Consider the following 1,725-nt stretch of genomic DNA (forward strand, 5'->3'; position numbering starts at 1 on the left):
GATTTTATTAGAAGGATACAAAGTCATAAAATTAAAATATCTGCTGTTAAAAGAACCGTTGAAGGAGTTAAGCATAGTCTTGGTAACCAGAAGGAAGTTATCTTCTACAATAATGGGAAAGATCTTTTTAAAGCTTTAATACTTTCATTCGTATTTATATTGATAGGTTATGTATTAATTAAGTTAGATAGTTTATGGATTGGTCGTATTACAATGATAAGCAGTGGCCTTTCAATAGCATTTCTGATATTTGTATTATTAGCAAGAAAAAGAAGACCAAGTGTAGTTGTTAATCAATATGGAGTATATGTTGGTCGTGGTTTTTTTCCTGGAAGGTCAGTTGAATGGAAGGATATTCAAAAGGCATATATATTTCAGAATGACGGAAGTGACTTTGCTAAAATAGGTGGTTTTTCGAAGATATTAGTTATAAGACTAAATAAGTACTTGGAGGAATCGAAGGCAGATAACACTGATGAAATGATTCAGGATATTCAAGAAGTATACGATACAGTTACTCAAGATGAGCTAGAAAATATTAAAGAGGCTATGTTAGAACATACCTATGAAGATATGGAAATCATTCAAACAATGGTGAATATCCCATTGGAGGAATTACTCGAGATTATCAAAGGAATGCATAAAAAATATGGAAATGTTGTTTAATCGGCACTTTCTAATGAGAACAACAGCAAAGGGGGAAAATGGATGAAGTCATATCTACCTATTGGTTCTATAGTACTTTTAAAAAATGGAGAGAAAAAAGTAATGATTTATGGTAGACGGCAGATGCAGGTAACAAATGGACAGATGTGGGATTATATAGCCTGCCTATATCCAGAAGGTAATATAAGTGATGAATACATGTATTTGTTTAATCATGAAGATATAGAGGAAGTAGTCTTTAGAGGTTATGGTGATAGTGAGGAAGAAGAATTTTTAAAATTATTACAAGAAGTGGTGTAATATATTACAGCTAAGCTGTTTTATATAAAAATAAAACAAAAGGGGATGAATAATATGTCAGGAAATTTACAATTTAGTCCACAGCAAGCCAGATCCATTGGGAGGTCTATCAAGCAAAAAGGGGATCAAGCAGATAGCTTAATTAAACAGCTTGATAGAGATATTAAATCTGTAGAGGGTTGGTGGAAGGGAGATTCAGCCAGAGCCTTTGTAGATGAATTTAACCAATTAAAGCCAGCCTTAGACAAACTAGTGGTATGCGTAAATAATATCAGCACCCAAATTAATAAGGTTGCCGATGTTAAAGAGCAAAGTGAAAGAGATATTGCAGCAGCCCTACGTAGATAATAGGGAAAAGACAAGGCGGACTATTACTTCAGTAGTTCGTCTTGTTTACATTAATAGATAAGATAAATTATATATGACAATAAAATTATGCTACATAAAGGGGAATATAACCATGAAAAGAAAACTAAGCGTTTTAATGATAGTAGTAATGTTATTGACTTTAATGTCTAGCACCGCATTAGGCTGGGGTCCAATTAGAGTTGTCCTTAGTGGAGAACTAATGAGGTTTCCAGATGCTCAACCCTTTCTAGATAATAATGGTAGAACCCAAGTACCCATAAGATTTATTAGCGAAGCCCTAGGGGCAGAGGTAGATTGGAACCCCAGCAGTCAAATGGTTACCATAAAAAGAGATGGAGATATAATCACATTAAAAATAGGAGAAAAGAGTATAGAGAAGAACCAAGAGAT

At 33.6% G+C, this 1,725-nt stretch carries 4 protein-coding genes; all 4 read left to right on the forward strand.

Annotation, left to right across the window (positions count from 1 at the left end):
* Positions 1 to 666 (forward strand): hypothetical protein (locus tag T335_RS22530; protein ID WP_034328733.1); only part of this gene is annotated, 666 nt, incomplete at its 5' end.
* 42 nt (positions 667 to 708) lie between these two features.
* Entirely contained in the window at positions 709 to 966 is a 258-nt protein-coding gene (locus T335_RS0115290; protein ID WP_026478309.1) for a DUF4176 domain-containing protein, read from the forward strand.
* A gap of 54 nt (positions 967 to 1,020) precedes the next feature.
* Positions 1,021 to 1,314, forward strand: a complete 294-nt coding sequence (locus T335_RS0115295) for a WXG100 family type VII secretion target (RefSeq protein WP_026478310.1) — start codon at positions 1,021 to 1,023, stop codon at positions 1,312 to 1,314.
* Between the two features lie 112 nt (positions 1,315 to 1,426).
* The coding region (locus T335_RS0115300; RefSeq protein WP_026478311.1) for a copper amine oxidase N-terminal domain-containing protein at positions 1,427 to 1,725 on the forward strand (299 nt) is incomplete at its 3' end.

Source organism: Alkaliphilus transvaalensis ATCC 700919 (assembly GCF_000621485.1).
Taxonomy (GTDB): Bacteria; Bacillota; Clostridia; order Peptostreptococcales; family Natronincolaceae; genus Alkaliphilus; species Alkaliphilus transvaalensis.

Excerpts from the sequence above, each read along its gene's own strand:
- T335_RS0115290 (WP_026478309.1), top strand. The coding sequence starts at position 709 with ATGAAGTCATATCTACCTATTGGTTCTATAGTACTTTTAAAAAATGGA.
- T335_RS0115295 (WP_026478310.1), top strand. The coding sequence starts at position 1,021 with ATGTCAGGAAATTTACAATTTAGTCCACAGCAAGCCAGATCCATTGGG.